This is a genomic window from Mycobacterium toneyamaense (assembly GCF_055384815.1).
On the sequence record NZ_AP040333.1, the window covers coordinates 1,032,735 to 1,050,921 of the forward strand.

Annotated in this window: 19 protein-coding genes; 10 read left to right on the forward strand and 9 right to left on the reverse strand. The window is 65.6% G+C overall.

What is annotated here, in order from left to right:
- The first annotated feature begins 90 nt into the window (after positions 1–90).
- Complete coding sequence (locus ACZ5IQ_RS04925) at positions 91–1,089, forward strand: IS481 family transposase (RefSeq protein WP_212814951.1); 999 nt, start codon at positions 91–93, stop codon at positions 1,087–1,089.
- Between the two features lie 240 nt (positions 1,090–1,329).
- On the opposite strand, the gene ACZ5IQ_RS04930 is transcribed toward ACZ5IQ_RS04925, so the two are convergent.
- The gene (locus ACZ5IQ_RS04930) at positions 1,330–1,737 is read right to left on the reverse strand and encodes a hypothetical protein (protein ID WP_212812796.1); all 408 of its coding nucleotides are present in this window, start codon (positions 1,735–1,737) and stop codon (positions 1,330–1,332) included.
- A 65-nt stretch (positions 1,738–1,802) separates the two neighbouring features.
- Entirely contained in the window at positions 1,803–2,183 is a 381-nt protein-coding gene (locus ACZ5IQ_RS04935) for a hypothetical protein (protein ID WP_212812794.1), read from the reverse strand.
- Between the two features lie 439 nt (positions 2,184–2,622).
- Between ACZ5IQ_RS04935 and ACZ5IQ_RS04940 the strand changes: the two genes are divergently transcribed.
- On the forward strand, positions 2,623–2,988 hold the full coding sequence (locus ACZ5IQ_RS04940) for an META domain-containing protein (RefSeq protein ID WP_212812792.1): 366 nt from the start codon (positions 2,623–2,625) through the stop codon (positions 2,986–2,988).
- Between the two features lie 168 nt (positions 2,989–3,156).
- Here ACZ5IQ_RS04940 and ACZ5IQ_RS04945 read toward each other — a convergent pair whose 3' ends face one another.
- Entirely contained in the window at positions 3,157–4,068 is a 912-nt protein-coding gene (locus ACZ5IQ_RS04945; RefSeq protein ID WP_464480917.1) for a hypothetical protein, read from the reverse strand.
- A gap of 367 nt (positions 4,069–4,435) precedes the next feature.
- Here ACZ5IQ_RS04945 and ACZ5IQ_RS04950 point away from each other — a divergent pair, with 367 nt between their 5' ends.
- The 3 genes from ACZ5IQ_RS04950 (at position 4,436) to ACZ5IQ_RS04960 (ending at position 8,249) form a co-directional block, all read left to right on the forward strand.
- Positions 4,436–5,194, forward strand: coding sequence for a hypothetical protein (locus tag ACZ5IQ_RS04950; RefSeq protein ID WP_406804714.1), 759 nt, complete (start codon positions 4,436–4,438; stop codon positions 5,192–5,194).
- 196 nt (positions 5,195–5,390) lie between these two features.
- Complete coding sequence (locus ACZ5IQ_RS04955) at positions 5,391–6,740, forward strand: cation:dicarboxylate symporter family transporter (protein ID WP_212812784.1); 1,350 nt, start codon at positions 5,391–5,393, stop codon at positions 6,738–6,740.
- 537 nt (positions 6,741–7,277) lie between these two features.
- The gene (locus tag ACZ5IQ_RS04960; RefSeq protein ID WP_205848780.1) at positions 7,278–8,249 is read left to right on the forward strand and encodes a YncE family protein; all 972 of its coding nucleotides are present in this window, start codon (positions 7,278–7,280) and stop codon (positions 8,247–8,249) included.
- A 56-nt stretch (positions 8,250–8,305) separates the two neighbouring features.
- Here ACZ5IQ_RS04960 and ACZ5IQ_RS04965 read toward each other — a convergent pair whose 3' ends face one another.
- Positions 8,306–8,623 (reverse strand): hypothetical protein, encoded by a 318-nt coding sequence (locus tag ACZ5IQ_RS04965; RefSeq protein WP_166427956.1) that lies wholly within the window; start codon positions 8,621–8,623, stop codon positions 8,306–8,308.
- 100 nt (positions 8,624–8,723) lie between these two features.
- Between ACZ5IQ_RS04965 and ACZ5IQ_RS04970 the strand changes: the two genes are divergently transcribed.
- Entirely contained in the window at positions 8,724–10,352 is a 1,629-nt protein-coding gene (locus tag ACZ5IQ_RS04970) for a fatty acid--CoA ligase (protein ID WP_212812783.1), read from the forward strand.
- 10 nt (positions 10,353–10,362) lie between these two features.
- On the opposite strand, the gene ACZ5IQ_RS04975 is transcribed toward ACZ5IQ_RS04970, so the two are convergent.
- The gene (locus ACZ5IQ_RS04975; RefSeq protein WP_133425492.1) at positions 10,363–11,193 is read right to left on the reverse strand and encodes an alpha/beta fold hydrolase; all 831 of its coding nucleotides are present in this window, start codon (positions 11,191–11,193) and stop codon (positions 10,363–10,365) included.
- A gap of 62 nt (positions 11,194–11,255) precedes the next feature.
- Between ACZ5IQ_RS04975 and ACZ5IQ_RS04980 the strand changes: the two genes are divergently transcribed.
- Complete coding sequence (locus ACZ5IQ_RS04980) at positions 11,256–11,861, forward strand: TetR/AcrR family transcriptional regulator (RefSeq protein WP_212812781.1); 606 nt, start codon at positions 11,256–11,258, stop codon at positions 11,859–11,861.
- A 125-nt stretch (positions 11,862–11,986) separates the two neighbouring features.
- Here ACZ5IQ_RS04980 and ACZ5IQ_RS04985 read toward each other — a convergent pair whose 3' ends face one another.
- On the reverse strand, positions 11,987–13,180 hold the full coding sequence (locus tag ACZ5IQ_RS04985) for a lipid-transfer protein (protein ID WP_212812779.1): 1,194 nt from the start codon (positions 13,178–13,180) through the stop codon (positions 11,987–11,989).
- Between the two features lie 139 nt (positions 13,181–13,319).
- Here ACZ5IQ_RS04985 and ACZ5IQ_RS04990 point away from each other — a divergent pair, with 139 nt between their 5' ends.
- Positions 13,320–14,369, forward strand: coding sequence for an NAD(P)H-dependent amine dehydrogenase family protein (locus ACZ5IQ_RS04990; RefSeq protein ID WP_133425496.1), 1,050 nt, complete (start codon positions 13,320–13,322; stop codon positions 14,367–14,369).
- A 62-nt stretch (positions 14,370–14,431) separates the two neighbouring features.
- Here ACZ5IQ_RS04990 and ACZ5IQ_RS04995 read toward each other — a convergent pair whose 3' ends face one another.
- Positions 14,432–15,475 (reverse strand): zinc-binding dehydrogenase, encoded by a 1,044-nt coding sequence (locus ACZ5IQ_RS04995; protein WP_406776225.1) that lies wholly within the window; start codon positions 15,473–15,475, stop codon positions 14,432–14,434.
- Positions 15,476–15,515: 40 nt separating this feature from the next.
- On the opposite strand from ACZ5IQ_RS04995, the gene ACZ5IQ_RS05000 reads away from it, so the two are divergent.
- Together ACZ5IQ_RS05000 and ACZ5IQ_RS05005 are read left to right on the forward strand one after the other, a co-directional pair.
- The gene (locus tag ACZ5IQ_RS05000; RefSeq protein ID WP_029121540.1) at positions 15,516–16,001 is read left to right on the forward strand and encodes an SRPBCC family protein; all 486 of its coding nucleotides are present in this window, start codon (positions 15,516–15,518) and stop codon (positions 15,999–16,001) included.
- A 39-nt stretch (positions 16,002–16,040) separates the two neighbouring features.
- Positions 16,041–16,892, forward strand: a complete 852-nt coding sequence (locus ACZ5IQ_RS05005; RefSeq protein WP_464480918.1) for a patatin-like phospholipase family protein — start codon at positions 16,041–16,043, stop codon at positions 16,890–16,892.
- Here ACZ5IQ_RS05005 and ACZ5IQ_RS05010 read toward each other — a convergent pair.
- Positions 16,889–17,857: a patatin-like phospholipase family protein gene (locus ACZ5IQ_RS05010; protein WP_464480919.1), complete on the reverse strand. Its 969-nt coding sequence runs from the start codon at positions 17,855–17,857 to the stop codon at positions 16,889–16,891. The genes ACZ5IQ_RS05005 and ACZ5IQ_RS05010 overlap by 4 nt on opposite strands.
- Positions 17,858–17,904: 47 nt before the next feature.
- Positions 17,905–18,120: a hypothetical protein gene (locus ACZ5IQ_RS05015; RefSeq protein WP_020099173.1), complete on the reverse strand. Its 216-nt coding sequence runs from the start codon at positions 18,118–18,120 to the stop codon at positions 17,905–17,907.
- Between the last annotated feature and the right edge of the window lie 67 nt (positions 18,121–18,187).

Sequence of the window (18,187 nt, forward strand, 5' to 3'; positions counted from 1 at the left end):
GTTATGTATCGGTGAGCCTGTGTGACAGGGAAGGCCTCCGGTTGTGAAGTGGAGCTGTCTAGGAACCGCTTCACCAACCAGGAGGCCTTCGTGTCCCACGCTAACGCTGCATTAACCCCGCGCGCACGATTGAAGCTCGCCGAGCTCATCATCGAGAAGGGCTGGACCTATACCGCTGCGGCCAAGATGTTCATGGTCGCGCCTCGAACCGCCAAGAAATGGGCCGATCGCTTTCGTACCGAAGGCTCTGCCGGCATGGTCGACCGTAGCTCGCGACCGCACCGGAGCCCCACCAAGACCAGCGACCAGGTCATGCGTCGGATCGTGGACCTGCGGTGGCGCAAGCGGCTCGGGCCCGTGCAGATCGCCGGACGACTGGGCATGCCGGCGTCCACGGTGCACGCTGTGCTGACCCGGTGCCGGATCAATCGGTTGTCCTACATCGACCGCGTAACTGGCGAACCGCTGCGCCGCTATGAGCACGATCATCCCGGTTCGCTGATCCACGTCGACGTCACCAAATTCGGCAACATCCCCGACGGCGGTGGGCACAAGTTCCTTAGCCGACAACAAGGCAAGCGCAACCGGCAGCTGACCGCGCATCGCACCGGTGAACGTGCCGACGATTATCGACCGCGAATTGGAATTGCGTTCCTGCACACAGTTATTGATGATCACTCTCGGGTTGCGTACGTCGAGATCCAGTCCGACGAGAAAGCGGCCACCGCGATCGGTGTGTTGCAGCGCGCGGTGGCCTGGTTCGCCGAACGCGGCGTCACGGTGGAACGAGTCCTCTCAGACAACGGGTCGGCTTACAAATCCTTGGCCTGGCGCGGTGCCTGCGCCGAACTGAACATCAGCCACAAGCGAACCCGGCCATACCGGCCCCAGACCAACGGCAAGATCGAGCGATTCCATCGCACGCTCGGGGACGGCTGGGCCTACGCCCGGTTCTACGAATCCACCGAACAACGCAACACAGCCCTACCGAGCTGGCTGCATTTCTACAATCACCACCGAGCCCACTCCGCCATCGGAGGCCGCCCACCGGTCACTCGGCTGACCAACGTCCCTGGACATCACACCTAGCTCCATCCTCGGGCTGACGGGCCTGCCGACCAGCTGATGACTTCCGCCGGGAACCCTTTACCCCGGCGGGATGGGTGACGCGGCCAGTGGTTAAACGGGGCTCTACTGGCCGCGTCTCACCCCATAGACGACGGCGGGCGCACCGCAGGTCGACCAATCAACTCACGACGCGGCTGAGCCGTAGGAAGAACACGAGGAGCTTGGCTGACCTTTATTGGACTGGTCAACGCGCCCGCCGTCTCACTCGTGGCGGCAGACGATCAGCCGCACATCGGTCTCGGCAGGGGGCGTCCCCGTTGGGCTGATCGTCCACACCTGGGATAGCTCGGTATCCAGATCGACGCGGCGGGTCAGGTCGGCCTTGATGCTCTTGGCCACGAACTCCACGGTGGCTAGCGCCTCGGCCTGGTCGGGGGTGTCGTGGACGGCGTAGCGCGCGAACATGCAGGGCACGAGGTGTTCGTACGACAGGACGACCCACCAATGGTCGCGCATGGCGAGTCGCCACCGGTCTACCGCGCCAAGGCGCGGGGTCTTGTTCTCCTGCTGCTCCACGCGGTCCCACAACCAGCGCCAGCGCTCGGCGTTGCTCCAGCGCAGCCACACCTCCGGGTCGCAGCTCAGCGGCGCGGTGATTGCTTCGGCCACTATCGACTCCTTTTGTGTCGGGGTAGCCGGGACGCTCGCTGCGTCCCGGCGTCACCACGGTTGGCTTACTCGGACGGCGTGGCCTTGACGACCACGGCCTGGAGCCCGGACTTGGCGTTGTACTTCTCAGCGGCCTTCAGCGCTGCGGCCTCGGTGGAGTGGAAGCTCCAGATCGCGCCCGTCTTCAGGTGCTGTGCCTTGCCATCGGCGTCGGCCACGTCCACGGCCCAGGAGCACGCGACCGTGCCCGTCTGACGGACGCACGTCCGACCGCCCCTGCCTGTCGCCGTGCTCTTGTATGTCTTCTTGGGCTCGGTGGCCTTCGGTGCCTCGGCCTTCGGTGCGGCCTTCGCCGGTGTCTTCCGAGCGGTGCTCTTAGCCGGTGCCTTCGCGGTGTCCAGCAAAGCGGTCGCGGACGTCGCAGCGGTGCTCTTGGTGGCGGTCATTTTGTACTCCTTGGGTCGGGAGCTGGCCCAATACCTGCTCTCAACTGCTAGTTTACCGTCGCGATGCGAACAGGTGTTCGAATGTGTTCCATCTGACACTGGAGCCATGAGCCAGCTGGGAGCGACCTTGGAGCAAACATGCTTGCGCGGCTCACAGGTTACTCACCGGTAAGACTGGGGAAGGAGGGACAAGCTCACAGGATCAAGTTAGGGGGCCTAACTACCTTCAAACACTGGCCCGGCCGCCTGCATTGCAGGATGTCCAGGCCGCTATACCCCCCCGGCGCTTCTGAAAAAACGAGCAGAAAACCCGAAAAAGTAGGTATCCCCCCGAAAATCCAATAATCACTGTTTTTGACATCGCCGCAGTTCAGAAGGTCATCGGCGTGCCAAAACCGTTATTCGCCGTTATTGGATCGGTGCTCGGGAGAATTTACGGATGGATGACGAGTTCTTCTACGACGACCGGCCTGAGATGGACACCCACATCCGTCGCACCGGCATCGACACCGAGGCCATCCGCAACAGCCGCGCCTACCGGACGGCCCGTGCCGAGTTCCGGCGTGAGGAGAAGGTGCGTCAGGCCCCGTGCATCATCTGTGGTGGGTTCATCGACTTCAGGCTGAGGTGGCCGCACGCCGACAGTTGGACGCTCGAACACCTCAAGCCCGTAGCGACCCACCCCGAGCTGATGCTGGACCGGCGCAACTGGGCCAGTGGTCATGCTGGATGCAACCGGCTCAAGGGCGGCGGCCTCAACCCGATCCTGCCGGGGGAGATGGGCGAGCCGAGCGAGGCCTGGTAGGGGCTCAGTCCCTCCCAGCACCGGCCTTAGTCCGGCCGCTGCCCTTGCATCGCCCAACCTCGTTTTTGTAGGCGCGGGTGTGCTCCTCGAAGCGCCACGCGCCGTGCTCGTCCTGGTACATGCGCCACTCGCACAGGCAGGCGGCGCAGTAGTCAGACGGCTCACCACCTAGCTCGCGGTTCGGCTTGAAGGGGTCGAGTGCCATAGCTCTTCACGGTAGGAAGCGTTTCGAAAACGCGAAGCAGATTGGGGCGGCCCGTTTGGGACTAGCTGGCCCTGCTGTGCACTCCCCGCTTCTGTCGCCAAGCGGTCCTCGGCGCGCTTGATGATGTCGTCAAGTAGCTTCTGGCACTTCTTAAGTCGTGCCAGTGCATTGGGGGTCAGGTTGGTGTTGGCCACTCGCCCGCTAAGGCTCGTCAGGTAAGCCTCTACGGAGCCCACATGCTTACCGAATGTGCGCTGGCCATGGTTAGCCCCGAAGGATGACTGCCACTTGCTGCCGTCGTTCCCGCCGTTGGTGTCATCCTCGGCTTTGGTGCGCTCTGCTTCGTTCAGACGCCGAGCCTCGCCCAATTGCTTCTGGGCCGAACTGAGGTCGGTTGTGCTCGACTCTCCGACCCGGGTGACGACCTTCTCGGTACCGGAGGGCGGCTGAACATCAAGGTTCACCGGCACGTACGAGGGATGCTGCGGGTACTGCTTCCCGTCGCGGCCGGTCACCCGGGTGGGTCCAGGTGTCTCATTTGAGACAGCTGCCAGAGCTCGGCTCGCGGTGTCCTTGCTGAGGCCGGTTGCGGCCGCGATCGCACGCAGGGACATTCCGGCTGCCGCCATCGACTTCACCTGCTCGGCACGTTCCTCGCGGGGCAACTTCAAGTGGCACGAGCCGAATTCCTTGATGCAGTAGACATCCCAGCTCTCGTAACCAAGTGCCTTGTAGGCACGACCATTCCAAGCCTGCACAACGAGTTCCCAGGTCTGGTTGAGGCTTGTTCTGATACTGGCGGTTAGTGCTTGGGCATCGGCCCGGCTTAGTGAGGCCTCGCCGCTGGCCGTCTCTGGTTGTTGTTCTGTACTCATCGACTTTCCTTTCATGGCGCATCACAAAGCAACGCGAAAGCACTCGCCTTCGCGCACCACGCCATGAACCGGAACCGCAGCCGAAATGACTGCTCCGTGAGAAGGACCCGATTGGCCCGCCATGTACATCGCCCTCGGTACTGCAGGGACGCCTGCCGCAAGTGTAGGCCGGTGCCGTCGGCGCGGCTAGGCAGTGCGCGAGATGCACCAGGAGGCAAGGCGATCCATCTGGCTCTGGGTAAGCACCAAACCGGCGCGCTAGGCCATCCACAAACTGTCCCCAGGGCTGGGGACTGCTTGCGCACAACGCCGATGGCGTCGGGCCGAACACCTCAGATTTGGCAGGGCCGCCGATTACCCTCGGCGCGTGCGCAACTTCCTGGAGAGCATGGCAACCGACCTTCGTCATCGCTGGCCGCTCGTCGCCGTTCTTGCGGTCGGTGTCTTCATGATTTTCTGGGCTGGCTACGGCGTAGGAGCAGAATGGGGTGCGTCCCAATGGGGTCCGCTCTCCGGATGGTTCGCCGGGACGGCAACGGTGGGCGCTATCTCGGTCGCATTGCGCGAGTCTGCGCGCAGTCAGCGCGCCCGCGAGGTGGATTACGAATTGGGTCGCCGTCGTGAATGCCTGAAAGCGCTGGGCGAAGTCTGGGCAGCCCTGATGCAGGTGTCCATGGACTTTGTGGTGTTCCGTGAATATCTGGATGAGCTCCCGGCGTTTTTCAATGCGGAGATGCCACGCTCCGGACGAAGCCCTGCGGCTCCGCCCGGCGAGTCGCTTGGCGACGAAATCTATGGCCGTCTCCAGGCTTTCCTTACCCGGTGGACTCAGGTGGTCGAGCCGCCGCTCTTCACCGCGCGAACCCTGCTTGAGGGAACGCCGATGCAAAAAGACATGGAAGCCATCAGCATCGACATGGCCCGAATCAACAACGAAGTCTTGCCCGAGATCAGAGATGTGGCCATCTCCAACACTGGTCGGCGCCCAGATACAACGGTGTTGTCGGAAACGTGGAAGACCATGTACGGGCGGAGAAGGGCGCAACTCGAACTAGCGACCGAGCATTTCAAGTTGGACCGCAGTGCCATCGAGTTGGCCGTTCGGGAGAAGCGCCGAGCCGAGTAGGCCCACCCGCTCCGCTGTTCCACCTCTGCGCGCCAGTTACACATATTGGCGCGGTTGCGGTGTTGGCCCACTTGGGATTTCACGGCTTTAGTACGCCGCATATGCGAACAAAATGAACATATGCGTGACGTGCCTCACGTTCTGGACAAACATCCTTGCAGAAGTTTTCGACAACGAGGCCGGAGGACTGCCCGACATGACTGATCAAGCGCCCCGTCGCGACCGCACCCATTGGCTGTACATCGCCGTGCTCGTCGCCGTCGTCGGCGGTGTGGCCGTCGGCCTGATCGCACCCGGGGTGGGCAAGGACATCGCGGTCCTCGGCACCCTGTTCGTCAACCTGATCAAGATGATGATCACCCCGGTCATCTTCTGCACGATCGTGCTGGGCATCGGGTCGGTGCGCAAAGCCGCGACGGTCGGCAAGATCGGCGGCCTCTCGCTCGGCTACTTCCTCGCCATGTCGACGGTGGCGCTGGCGATCGGCCTGGTCGTCGGCAACCTGCTGAGCCCGGGATCGGGCCTGCACCTGTCGGCACAGGCGACCGGTCAGGGCGCGAAACTGGCCCAGAAGGCGCACGAGGCCGGCGGTCTCATGGACTTCGTCTCGCACATCATCCCGGAGACCCTGCTGTCGGCACTGACCAGCGGAAACGTGTTGCAGGCCCTGTTCATCGCCCTGCTCGTCGGCTTCGCGGTCCAGGCCATGGGTACGGCCGGCGAACCCATCCTGCGGGGCGTCCAGCACCTGCAGAAGCTGGTGTTCCGCGTGCTGATCATGATCCTGTGGCTGGCGCCGATCGGCGCGTTCGGTGCCATGGCCGGCGTCGTGGGCCAGACCGGGTGGCGCGCCGTCACCCAGCTGCTGACCCTGATGCTCGGGTTCTACGTGACCTGCGTCGTCTTCGTCTTCGGTGTGCTCGGGGTGCTGCTGTGGTCGGTGACCCGGATGTCGATCTTCCGGCTGGTCCGCTACCTGGCCCGCGAGTACCTGCTGATCTTCTCGACCTCGTCGTCGGAGTCGGCGCTGCCTCGGCTGATCGCCAAGATGGAGCACCTGGGCGTGGATCGCAGCACCGTCGGCGTCGTGGTGCCGACCGGCTACTCGTTCAATCTCGACGGGACCGCGATCTACCTGACCATGGCGGCGCTGTTCATCGCCGACGCCATGGGGCGGCCGATGGCGATCGGGGAGCAGTTGGCGCTGCTGGCCTTCATGATCGTCGCCTCCAAGGGTGCTGCCGGCGTCACGGGCGCGGGTCTGGCGACGCTGGCGGGCGGCCTGCAGAGCCACCGGCCGGACCTGCTGGACGGTGTCGGGCTGATCGTCGGCATCGACCGGTTCATGTCGGAGGCGCGGGCCGTCACCAACTTCTCGGGTAACGCCGTCGCCACGGTGCTGATCGGATCGTGGACCGGGACACTCGACCGGGCAAAGGCCGCGGCCGTGTTGCACGGCGCCGATCCGTTCGACGAACTGACGATGCTCGACTCGAGTGTCGAGCACCCGTCCGGCAACGCGGGTGTGACCGCCCTCACATCATGAACAAAATGTGAATTCGTCGATAACAGCGAATCTCGAGGCCCGCTCAGGCGGGCCTCGACGCTGTTGCGATCTCGATGAACAGAAGTGGAACCTGGGTTCTATCGTGCGGGTGAGGCGGATGAGATTCTATGCGTTCGTGTCGCGGTGTGATGTTTCGCTCACTTTGCCAGGGAATGCCGGGAAACCCTGCTTGGAAACCCTCAGGAATGAGGCGGACCTATGTTTGCTCAATTTGAATTCAGGCGTTGTTTACGCAGGTCGGAGCATCGATCGCCATTGGTAACAAGTGCATAACAATTCACAACATAAGTAACTCCTAAGAGCTTCTGATCAATTCGTGACGAGGCGTCGCTGAAGCCGTCCGGAATGTCGGTGGGGATCACTACACTTCTTGAAAGCAGCGCTCATCCGGGCGCACCCGGACGGGCAATCGACTACCGGCGCGTTGCCGCGCTGGCGGAGGTACCGAAGATCGTGGCAAATAATAACGCTCGTGCAAAAGCGAAGCGGGCAGGCGCCCAGGCGCTGCGCGGAACCATGGACATCGCGCAGGTTGGCCGCGGCACCATCGCCGACATCGCCGAGAGCGCGGGGCAGTTGGTCGCTACCAGCTACGCCGACAACATGGTGTCGCTGATCGAGCCGCGCACCCGCAGCATCCGCGACATCGCCGTCGACGGTGAGCCGTTCGCGGTCGTCGCCACCGCTGACCGGGCGTACGTCGCCGTGTCCGGTGCCGAGTTCGACGGCGTCGCCGTCATCGACGTCGCCACCGGCGCCGAGCTGGCCGCCTACCCGCTGGCCTCGGGCGTGAGCGCCCTCGCCGTCAGCCCCGACGGCAAGCGCGTGTTCGCGGGCCGCGCCGGCGACACCTACATCGACGTCGCCGTCATCGACATCACCGCCGACCGCGTCGGCACCATCGAGATCGCCACCGGCGCCGCCATCAGCATCGACGCCCTCGCGGTCGACCACACCGGTCGCCGGCTGTACGTCGCCACCACCGACGAGATGGGCAGCCAGCTGGTCGTCGTCGACACCGAGACCGCGCGCATCCGGAACACCATCGTCATCGGTGCCCCGATCCGCAGCCTGGCGCTGGGCCCCGACAACACCGCCTACGTGCTGACCTCGGACCTGACCGCGCGCGGTGAGGTGCACGTAGTCGACCTGGCCGCCGGCCGCGTGACCGGTCGCTTCCCCGTCGGCGACGCCCCGACCCAGCTGGTGCTCGGCGCCGACGGCACCCGCGCTTACGTCGTCGACTACGATCGCGTCTCGGTGTTCTGCACCCAGACCAACGCGGTGGTCGACACCATCGCGGCCGATGTCCAGCCGTCCTGCGTCACCGTCAGCCGTGACGGCTCGCGCCTGTACGTGGCGGATGTCGTCGGTGACGTCACCGCGGTCGCCGTCGAGGCCCCCAAGCCGCTGCTCTACTCGCAGTTCATGGCGACCAAGTCCGTCACGATGAACGAGGTGCGCGCGCTGGAGCCCGCGACCGTCTAGTCAGTCCAAAGAAAACGCCCCCGCCGGCCGGCGGGGGCGTTTTGGCATCCGGGGACCTAGTGCGTACCCGTGCAGTCGAGCGACACCGAAATGGTCCGGCTGGTTTGTGGCAGCAGGATGGAATTGCTGTTGCGGCCCAGGCCGGGGCCGACCCACGGCACCAACTGCGTCGTCTGCTGCGGGTTGCGCACACTGGTCACCGTGCACTCGGACACCGGCGCCGTCCCGAGCTTGTCGATCGTCACCACATAGCCCTCGGATTGCAGCCGGTTGATCGTGTCTTGCGCCGATTCGGCCGCGGCCAATCCGGCCGGCGCCAGCATCGTGGCCACCCCGCCGACTGTCGCCGCGGCGAGCGTCCAATTCCTGCGCATGATTTTCTCCTGTCGTACCAACGCTAATCATCCTCCTACCTCGCAGGGTCGGCTAGCATCTCGACATCCCAGCGGCAGCAACCCAGAGGCGAAATTCACGATGCTCAGTACGATGCAGGACGCCCCGCTCACCATCGCCACGATCATGCGGCACGCGACTGGCCAGAATTATCGCCGAACCGTCACCACGGCGCTCGGCGGCGGCCAGTACCGCACCATGACCTATGGCGAAGTCGGCCGGCAATCCGCGCAGCTGGCCAATGCGCTGCGCGGGCTCGGCATCACCGGAGACCAGCGGGTGGCCACGTTCATGTGGAACAACGCCGAACACACGGTGGCCTACCTGGCCATTCCGTCCATGGGCGCGGTGCTGCACACCCTCAACATCCGGTTGTCCCCGGAGCAGATCGCCTACATCGCCAATGAGGCCGAGGACTCCGTCGTCATCGCGGATCTCTCGTTGACCGCACAATTGGCACCGGTGCTGCCGCAGATGAAGACGGTGCACACGGTGATCGCCATCGGCGCAGGAGATTTGGCGCCGCTGGAGGGCGCCGGCAAGACCGTGCTGCGGTACGACGAACTGCTGGCCGCCCAGCCCGACAACTTCGACTGGCCGGAGATCGATGAGCGGTCCGCGGCCGCGATGTGTTACACGAGCGGCACCACCGGAAATCCGAAAGGTGTTGTCTACAGCCACCGTTCGAGCTTCCTGCACGCCATGGCGACGTGCACCAGCAATGCGCTGGACGTCGGCAGCGAGGACGTGACGCTGCCTATCGTGCCGATGTTCCACGCCAACGCCTGGGGGCTGCCGTACGCCGCGCTGATGGCCGGTGCCGACCTGGTGATGCCGGACCGGTTCCTCGATGGCGCATCGCTGATCGACCTCATCGAGACGCATCGCCCGACCATCGCCGGCGCGGTTCCGACCATCTGGAACGACGTGATGAACTGCCTGGAAAAGAATCCGGGACACGACATTTCGTCGTTGCGGATCGTGGGCTGCGGCGGCTCGGCCGTGCCGTTGTCGATGATGCGCATCTTCCAGGAGCGGTACGGCGTCCACATCCGCCAGGCCTGGGGGATGACCGAAACCTCGCCGCTGGCCACGACCGCCAAGCCATTCCCGGGCGCGTCCGAGGATGAGTACTGGAAGAGTCGGGCGACCGCCGGGCGGGCGTTGTGCGGTGTCGAGATCCGGATCGTCGACGACGCCGGCGCCCCGCTGCCTCACGACGGGGAAGCGGTGGGGGAGATCGAGATTCGCGGACCGTGGATCACCGGCAGCTACTACCTGGGCTATGACTCGAGCAAGTTCGACAGCGGCTGGCTGCGCACGGGCGACGTCGGGCGCATCGACGACTGCGGGTTCGTCACCCTCACCGACCGGGCCAAGGACGTCATCAAGTCCGGTGGTGAATGGATTTCGTCGGTCGAGTTGGAGAACCACCTGATCGCGCACCCCGCGGTGCTGGAAGCCGCCGTCGTCGCGGTGCCCGACGAGCGCTGGCAGGAACGCCCGCTGGTCGCCGTCGTGCTGCACGAGGGCGCTTCGGCGACACCTGATGAACTTCGAGAGTTCCTGTCGGACAAGGTGGTTCGCTGGTGGCTGCCGGAGCGGTGGACGTTCGTCGACCAGGTGCCCCGCACCAGCGTCGGCAAGTACGACAAGAAGACCATCCGCGCCCGGTACGCCGACGGCGCCTACGACGTCGTCACCATCTAGTTCTCGCGAGCTAGGCGCGCACCGCGACGGTCGACATCAGGTCGGCGAGGCGGTCCGGGCGGTCGAGCATCGAGAATGTCTTTGCGCCGTCGATGATTTCGAGGCGGGCGTTCGGGATGATCTGCGCCAGCTTCTCGCCGTCGCCGATCTCGAACAACTCGTCGTCAGCCGACCAGGCGATGAGCGCCGGCTTGTCGAATTCGTGCAGCCGCGCTGCGACTCCGGTGGTGACCTCGGTGCGCAGGGAGCTGGTGAACACGCGGAGATCCTCGGCGACAGCCGGTTTGGACTGCGTGTTGTGTACCCACTCCCGGGTCAGGGCGTCGAAGTCCGCGTATGCCAGCCCGGCGTACGCGCGCCTGCGGACCAACGGGACCCGGAACACCTGCGAGCCCGCCCGGAACAGCGCCTTGGAACGCGACGCCAGGATCAGCGGCTCGAGGATCGGTGGCGGGAAGTGTTCGAACGCATCGCAACTCGTCAGCACCATGGCGCCGATGCGTTCCGGGTGGTGGACGGCGACCAGCTGCGTGACCACACCGCCGGTGTCGTTGCCGACGATGACGACGTCGTCGAGGTCCAATGCGGCCAGGGTGTCGGCGACGATGCGCGCGACGCCGTGGATGCTCCGGTCGGCGCCTGGGCGCAGCGCTTCGGGATGCGCGCCGAGCGGCCAGGTGGGGGCTATGCACCGCAGGCCGCGTTCGGCCAGGCGCGCGGCGACCCCGCGCCACAATTGGCCACCCATCATGTATCCGTGCACGAAGACGACGGGCCTGCCGTCCTTTGGCCCGAATTCCTCGAAATGGATGGTTCCGGCGTTAATCTCGATGATCGACATGGATGACTCCTAGCTCGATACTCATTTACAAACAGGCTGTCCGCAACTTACCAACAGGGTGTATGGAAAACAAGAGGCGTACTCAGGAGGAGCGCTCCGCGGCTACCCGCGAAGCGTTGATCGTTGCCGCGCGGCGACTGTGGGGCGAGCGTGGTTATGCCGAGGTGGGCACGCCGGAGATCGCGACGACCGCGGGCGTGACCCGGGGCGCGATGTATCACCAATTCGCCGACAAGGCAGCGCTTTTCCTCGCTGTGGTGGAGGTGGTGGAACAGGACGTGATGGCCCGGATGGGGGCGATGGTGGCGGCATCGGGGGCGACGTCACCGGCCGATGCCGTTCGCGCCGCGGTCGATGCCTGGCTGGAAGTCTCCGGCGACCCGGAGGTGCGCCAGCTGGTGTTGCTCGACGCCCCGAGTGTCCTGGGTTGGGCGGGCTTCCGGGACGTCGCCCAGCGCTACAGCCTGGGCATGACGGAGCAGCTGCTCAGCGAGGCCATGAAGGCCGGCCAGCTGGCCCGTCAGCCGGTGCGGGCGTTGGCGCATGTGCTGATCGGTGCCCTCGACGAGGCGGCCATGCTCATCGCCACCGCGGACGACCCGAAGAAGGCGCGCCGCGAGACCCGTCAGGTACTGCGCCGCCTCGTCGATGCCATGTTCGACGGCTAGCTGGCTCGGCGAGCAGACGTAAAACTGTCGTTTTCGAAGCGAAAACGACAGTTTTACGTCTGCTCGCAAGTTGGAGGTACCCCCGGCTCGGCAGAAGGGGTACCCCCAGCTCGCGGGGGAGGTGACTAGCGCTCGGCGCGCTGGTAGGCCGTCACGACGGCGGCGCCGCCGAGGCCGATGTTGTGCTGCAAGGCCGCGGTGACACCGTCGACCTGACGCTTGTCGGCGGTGCCGCGCAGCTGCCACGTCAGCTCGGAGCACTGGGCCAGGCCCGTCGCACCCAGCGGGTGACCCTTGGAGATCAGGCCGCCCGACGGGTTGACCACCCAGCGGCCGCCGTACGTGGTGTCGTTGTTGTCGATCAGGCGCGGCGCCTCACCCTCGCCGCAGAGGCCCAGGGCTTCGTACAACAGCAGCTCGTTGGCGGAGAAGCAGTCGTGCAGCTCGATGACCTGGAAGTCCTCGGGGCCCAGGCCCGCCTGGTCGTAAACCTTCTGGGCGGCTTGGACATTCATGTCGTAGCCGATGATGTTGGCGGCGCTGCCGTCGAACGTCGAGGCGAAGTCGGTGGTCATGGCCTGGCCGACGATCTCGACGGCCTGCGACGCCAGCCCGTGCTTGTCGACGAACGCCTCGCTGGCGAGAATCGCCGCGCCCGACCCGTCGGAGGTGGGCGAGCACTGCAGCTTGGTCAGCGGGTCGGAGATCATCTTGGCGGCCAGGATGTCGTCGAGCGTGTACTCGTCCTGGAACTGCGCATACGGGTTGTTGACCGAATGCTTGTGGTTCTTGTAGCCGATTTTTGCAAAATGTTCTGCAGTGCTTCCATATTTCTTCATGTGCTCACGGCCGGCCGCGCCGAACATCCACGGCGCCACGGGGAAGGCGAACTCGTCGATCTCGGCCAGGGCCTTGACGTGCCGCCCCAGCGGCGATTCGCGGTCCTGCGCACCTGCCTGAAGCGAACCCGGCTGCATCTTCTCGAAGCCCAGCGCGATGGTGCAGTCGGCGAGGCCGCCGCGGATCGCCTGTGCGGCAAGGTAAAGCGCCGTCGAACCCGTCGAACAGTTGTTGTTGACGTTGACGATCGGGATGCCTGTCATGCCCAGCTCGTACAGGGCGCGCTGGCCCGAGGTCGAGTCGCCGGAGCAGTAGCCGACGTAACCCTGCTCCACCTGGTCATACGAGATGCCGGCGTCGGCCAGGGCCTTGTTGCCGGACTCGTTGGCCATCTGCGGGTAGTCCCAGCCCTCGCGGCTGCCGGGCTTCTCGAATTTGGTCATGCCGACACCGACGACGAACACGCGATTCTTGGCCATGGGTTTCCTTTCGTTACTACCTGTAGTTCAGTCACGCCCGGCGGTTTTAGTCAAGACCCCAAAGGTCTGGTCTCCGGCGCCGGGCCGGTGGTATACAACCTAGAACGTGTTCTAGTTCGGGCGGTGCTCGGGAGGTTTCATGGCGTTGCGGGTCGTGCAGTGGGCAACCGGCGGAGTCGGCGTCGCCGCGATCAAGGGCGTGCTGGAACACCCGGACCTGGAACTGGTCGGTTGTTGGGTGCATTCGGAAGCCAAGAACGGCAAGGATGTTGGCGAGATCATCGGCGCCGAGCCGCTGGGTGTCACTGCGACCAACAACATCGACGACATCCTGGCGCTCGAGGCCGACGCCGTCATCTACGCCCCGCTGATGGCCAACCCCGACGAGGTGGCGGCCCTGCTGCGGTCCGGCAAGAACGTGGTGACGCCCGTCGGGTGGGTGTATCCGAGCGAGAAGCAGGGCGCGCCGATGCGGGAAGCCGCGCTGGCAGGTGGGGCCACGCTGCACGGCACCGGCATCGCACCCGGCGGCATCAGTGAGAAGTTCCCGCTGCTGTTCTCGGTGATGTCCACTGGCGTGACTTTCGTTCGGGCCGAGGAATTTTCGGATCTGCGCACCTATGAGGCGCCCGACGTGCTGCGGCACGTCATGGGGTTCGGTGAGACCCCGGACAAGGCGCTGACCGGTCCGATGCAGAAGCTGCTCGACAGTGGCTTCATCCAGGCCGTGCGGATGTGCGTCGACGAGTTCGGCTTCAATGCCGATCCGAAGATCGTTGCGCGCCAAGAGGTTGCGGTGGCGACCGCGCCGATCGACTCACCGCTGGGGCCCATCCAGCCCGGCCAGGTGGCCGCCCGCAAGTTCCACTGGGAGGCGGTCGTCGGCGACGAGGTTGTCGTGCGCGTCACCGTCAACTGGTTCATGGGTGAGGAAAACCTCGACCCGGCATGGGATTTCGGCCCCGAAGGTCAACGCTATGAGATGGAGGTCAAGGGAAATCCGGACTTCACCGTGTCGATCAAGGGCTTTCAGGGACTGGTCGGAGAGGACGGCCCCGAACCCGGCGTCGTCGGCACCGCCGCCCACTGCGTCAACTCCGTGCCGGCGGTGTGTGCCGCGGAACCGGGCATCGCCACCTATCTGGACCTGCCGCTCTTCAGTGCGAAAGCGGCACCTCGGCTGAGGTGAGCGCGACGTTTTTGCACGCCTGCGGCAGCGTGTCGGCGTACAAACACGGCCGCTCGCGGTAATTAGGGCTGCACGAGTATCCGGATCGGATTGCCTTCGGCCCGATCGAGTTTCGCGATGCCTTCGGCGACGTCCTCGAGCGGGACGATCTCGCTGATCGAACGGGTGAGGTCCAGACGGCCGCGGGACACCAGCGTGGCCAGCGTGCCGATGTCGGCGTTCTGGTAGCCCAGGTGCCCGCGCACCTGCTTCTTGGTCAGGTTGAAGAACGACGTCGGGCCGATCGACGGGGCATCGGCGCTCATCCCGACGCCGACGAACCGTCCGCCCACGGTCAGCGCCGCCAGCGCCTGATCGAACGTCGACCCCTTGCCGACCGCGTCGAACGCGACGTCGAGCATCCGGCCGCCGGTGGCTGCACCGATCTGGGCCAACAACTCCGGGTCGCGGGCGTCGAAGGCGTAGTCCGCGCCGACCTCCAGCGCGCGCTCCAGCACTGCCGGGTTGACGTCGACCGCGACGATCGGCGCCGCCCCGACCAATCGGGCCAACTGCACGATGTGCGTGCCGAGCCCACCCATGCCCCATACGCCGACGGACTCGCCGATACCCACCTGGCCGGTCCGCACGACGGCGCCGAACGGCGTCGACACCGCGTCGGCGAGGATCGCGGCCTGCTCCAGCGGCACGTTGTCGGGGACGCGCGTCAGCCCGAACGCCTGCGCGACGGTGTATTCGGCCCAGCCCCCGTCGTACGCGAACGCCATGAGCCGGATCCGCAGACAGTTGGACATGTCGCCGCGGAGACAGTTCACGCAGTCCATGCACGGCTTGCCGGCCGCGACGACGACGCGGTCGCCCTCGGCCCAGCCGGTGACGCCCGGTCCGAGCTTGGCGATGGTGCCCGACGTTTCGTGGCCCTGCGTCACCACCGGGAGCTGCGACGGGAACGTGCCGTTGATCAGGCTCAGGTCGGAGTGGCAGATGCCGCAGTAGGCGACCTTGACCAGCACCTCGCCGGGGCCCGGTTCCGGAATCGGAACATCTTCCACCACAACCTTTTTGGTGTCGGCGTAGAACCGTTGGGCCCGCATCGTTGAGGTCATGACACTCCAGTGGTCAGCATCGATGGTTACGATCGCCATCATGGCGCAGGCATTGGTGGTCGAGCAATCACGAATAGTCCCCGTCGCGGTGGCCGACGCGTTCAGCGGCACCGCACCGATCCCGCTCAATGAGCTGTTCTGTCGCTGGTACGGACCGATCCCGCCGATCAAGGCCGTGCGCAACCAGACCGGTATCTGGGACGCGGTGGGGCAGACCCGGACCATCCTGCTGACCGGTGGCGGCAGCATGGCCGAGACCCTGACCTCATACGACGAGCCGCACTCGTTCGGCTACACGCTGTCCGACATCAACGGACCGCTGGCGCCGCTGGTGGGCGGCGTGCAAGGGATGTGGCTGTTCCAGGACGTCTCCGGTGGGCAGAATCCCCGCACCAAGATCACCTGGCGATGGACCCTGCACCCGCGCAGCTCGCTGACCGCTCCGCTGCTGCCGGTTTTCGGCAAGCTGTGGAAGGGCTACGCCGGCCGATCGTTGGAGCATCTTTCTGACCTCCTGGTGGGATGACGGTCCCACGGCGCACGCCGAATCCTGTTAGATGAACTAATGGCTAAGCGTGCGCTCGTTCTGGCTGGTGGCGGCATCGCCGGCATCGCATGGGAGACCGGCATCCTGCAGGGAATCGCCGACGAGGCCCCCGAGATCGCCGCGGCGATCCGGAATTCGGATGTGGTGCTGGGCACATCGGCGGGCTCGGCGGTCGGTGCTCAGCTGGGCAGCGCGCTGAGCATTGCTGAGCTGTTCGAGCGCCAGGTCGCCGCCGAATCGGCGGAGATCAGCCCGGGCATCAACATCGAGGCCGTCCTGACCACGTTCATCGACGCGATGTCGTCGACCAACGGCGGCCGGGCCGAACAGTTGCAGCGCCTCGGGGCGGCAGCGGCTGCCGCCGAGACCGTCAGCCCGGCAGTCCGTCGCAACGTCATCGAACGCCGGTTGCCGTCGCACGAGTGGCCCGACCATGACCTGCGCATCACTGGCGTCGACATCGACACCGGCGAGCTGGTGGTGTTCACGCGGGAATCGGGGGTGTCCGTCGTCGACGCCGTCGAGGCCAGCTGCGCGGTACCGGCCGCCTGGCCGGTGGTGACCATCGGCGGCCGCCGGTACATGGACGGCGGCATGGGTAGCAGCGTCAACATGATTGCGGTCAAGGACTGTGACACCGCCGTCGTGCTGGTGCCGGCGCCATCGGACTCGCCGTCGCCGTTCGGGGCGGGCCCCGGCGCGGACGTCAGGAGCTTTCCCGGCAGTGCCTTCGGCATCTACGCCGACGACCAGTCCCTCGCCGCCTTCGGCGTCGACCCGCTGGATCCGGCCTGTCGAATCCCGTCGGCGCAGGCCGGCCGGGCGCAGGGCCGAAAGGTTGCGGCGGAGGTCGCCGCGTTCCTGGCCTAGTCGGCGAGGTCGAGGGAATCGAGTGCGGCACAAGCCAATTCGTGTCCGATCTCGATGACCTCGGAGGCCCGGTAGAACTCCAGGCTGCGGCACACCGTGCGTGGCACCTCGATCAACAGATCGGGTGGATAGGCCGCCAGGGTGTGTCGCATCAGCGCCGCCTGCGAGATTTCGATGGTGCGGTTCATGACCTCGAATCCACCGAGCCGCGGCACGTGCGTGTCTTCTTCGGTCTCGACCTCGGACTCGGTGGCGGCGTCGATGCCGTCGACCGCGTTGCTGAAGCGGCTCAGCACCGATCGCGCGGTGGGGCCGTCGAGCAGGGTGCTCGCCGCGGCCCGGTCGATCAGTGACGTCGTGCTGCGTCGCATGCGGTTCAACAACTCCGCGGTGGGACGCGGGGAGTCCGGAGTGGGATTCGGGTCGCTGGCGTTGAGGCTGACCGCGATGGTCAGGTCGGCGTTGACGGCCGCGAGCGGTGCCATGGGCAGGGGGTCCAGGATGCCGCCGTCGGCCAGTAGCCGGCCGTCGAGCAGATAGGGCGCGATGACGCCGGGGATGGCGATGGAGGCGCGGATGGCCGCGTCGATCGGGCCGCGCTGCAGCCAGACTGATTTGCCGGCGATCAGGTCGGTCGAGACGGCGGTGTAGGGGATCGGCAGGCTCTCGATGGTCCGCGGGCCGATGATCTCGCGGACGTCCGCCAGGATCTTCTCGGCGCGGAGCACGCCGGCGGCGGTCAGGGATGGATCGAGTAGACGGAGGACCGCGCTCTGCGTGAGAGCGCTGGCCCAGGAGGTGAATTCGTCGAGTTTGTCGGCGGCCTGCAGTGCGCCGACGAGTGCGCCCATGGAGGAACCGGAGATGCCGACGACGTCGAATCCGCGCTCGCGGAGCGCGTCGAGGACGCCGATGTGTGCGTAACCCCGGGCGCCACCGCTGCCAAGGACCAGTGCGACCCGCATGGCCCTATTTTGGCGTGCGGATCAGACGGCGGCGAGACGAGGCCGCGTCAGCAGCGGATGCGCGAGAAGAACGCCGCCGAGATGAGCCCGATGATCAGAGCCACCTGCGGCTGTCCGCTGCTCATGGCGAAGAGGATGCCGCTGACGGCCGCTACTGCGATGAGCAGCAGGAGGATGCCCATGAAGAGCACTCGGCGCCCGTTGACCGCGCCACTGTGGACCCGGGCGACCGGTACGTGCTGAGGAGCAACCATTGAGCTCATCCCTTCGACAATGAGTGAGACACCCCATAGTGTGCACCATTGTGTGAGTCAAAGCACAATTACTGAC

Bases quoted from the DNA above. Each gene is read 5' to 3' on its own strand.
- ACZ5IQ_RS05015 (WP_020099173.1), bottom strand. From the start codon at position 18,120: ATGAGCTCAATGGTTGCTCCTCAGCACGTACCGGTCGCCCGGGTCCAC.
- ACZ5IQ_RS05000 (WP_029121540.1), top strand. From the start codon at position 15,516: ATGGCGCAGGCATTGGTGGTCGAGCAATCACGAATAGTCCCCGTCGCG.
- ACZ5IQ_RS04960 (WP_205848780.1), top strand. From the start codon at position 7,278: ATGGACATCGCGCAGGTTGGCCGCGGCACCATCGCCGACATCGCCGAG.
- ACZ5IQ_RS04970 (WP_212812783.1), top strand. From the start codon at position 8,724: ATGCTCAGTACGATGCAGGACGCCCCGCTCACCATCGCCACGATCATG.
- ACZ5IQ_RS04980 (WP_212812781.1), top strand. From the start codon at position 11,256: ATGGAAAACAAGAGGCGTACTCAGGAGGAGCGCTCCGCGGCTACCCGC.
- ACZ5IQ_RS04975 (WP_133425492.1), bottom strand. From the start codon at position 11,193: ATGTCGATCATCGAGATTAACGCCGGAACCATCCATTTCGAGGAATTC.
- ACZ5IQ_RS04935 (WP_212812794.1), bottom strand. From the start codon at position 2,183: ATGACCGCCACCAAGAGCACCGCTGCGACGTCCGCGACCGCTTTGCTG.
- ACZ5IQ_RS04965 (WP_166427956.1), bottom strand. From the start codon at position 8,623: ATGCGCAGGAATTGGACGCTCGCCGCGGCGACAGTCGGCGGGGTGGCC.
- ACZ5IQ_RS04940 (WP_212812792.1), top strand. From the start codon at position 2,623: ATGGATGACGAGTTCTTCTACGACGACCGGCCTGAGATGGACACCCAC.
- ACZ5IQ_RS04995 (WP_406776225.1), bottom strand. From the start codon at position 15,475: ATGACCTCAACGATGCGGGCCCAACGGTTCTACGCCGACACCAAAAAG.
- ACZ5IQ_RS04945 (WP_464480917.1), bottom strand. From the start codon at position 4,068: ATGAGTACAGAACAACAACCAGAGACGGCCAGCGGCGAGGCCTCACTA.
- ACZ5IQ_RS05010 (WP_464480919.1), bottom strand. From the start codon at position 17,857: ATGCGGGTCGCACTGGTCCTTGGCAGCGGTGGCGCCCGGGGTTACGCA.
- ACZ5IQ_RS04985 (WP_212812779.1), bottom strand. From the start codon at position 13,180: ATGGCCAAGAATCGCGTGTTCGTCGTCGGTGTCGGCATGACCAAATTC.
- ACZ5IQ_RS04990 (WP_133425496.1), top strand. From the start codon at position 13,320: ATGGCGTTGCGGGTCGTGCAGTGGGCAACCGGCGGAGTCGGCGTCGCC.
- ACZ5IQ_RS04955 (WP_212812784.1), top strand. From the start codon at position 5,391: ATGACTGATCAAGCGCCCCGTCGCGACCGCACCCATTGGCTGTACATC.
- ACZ5IQ_RS05005 (WP_464480918.1), top strand. From the start codon at position 16,041: ATGGCTAAGCGTGCGCTCGTTCTGGCTGGTGGCGGCATCGCCGGCATC.